The organism is Peribacillus sp. SIMBA_075 (assembly GCF_046534585.1).
Genome location: NZ_JAWRYN010000993.1, coordinates 1 through 257, shown reverse-complemented (window position 1 = coordinate 257; position 257 = coordinate 1). Strand labels below are relative to the sequence as shown.

General features: G+C 40.1%; 1 protein-coding gene. It reads right to left on the bottom strand.

Translation table 11 applies throughout. The features are described 5' to 3' along the window. Positions 1-257, bottom strand: a 257-nt coding sequence (locus SB775_RS31255; RefSeq protein WP_410865162.1) for a carbon starvation CstA family protein, incomplete at both ends; no start/stop codon positions are given.

The following is a 257-nucleotide window of genomic DNA, read 5'->3' as shown; positions in this document are numbered from 1 at the left end:
CCATATACGATAAGCATAATAGCAATTGTTTCACCACTAAAAGTAAACATACTTGCAAGTGTTGGATTTTCTGCTACATACTGTCCACCAATAAGCGATAGGACTAGTAGAACAATACCGATTACTGATCCTTCCCCTACTCGCCCTGGTCTAATGTAACGCATGTAAACTCCCATTAAAATAGCAATTGGAATTGTTGCTGCGATTGTAAACATTCCCCATGGGCTTCCAACAAGTGCCTTCACAACTACTAAAGC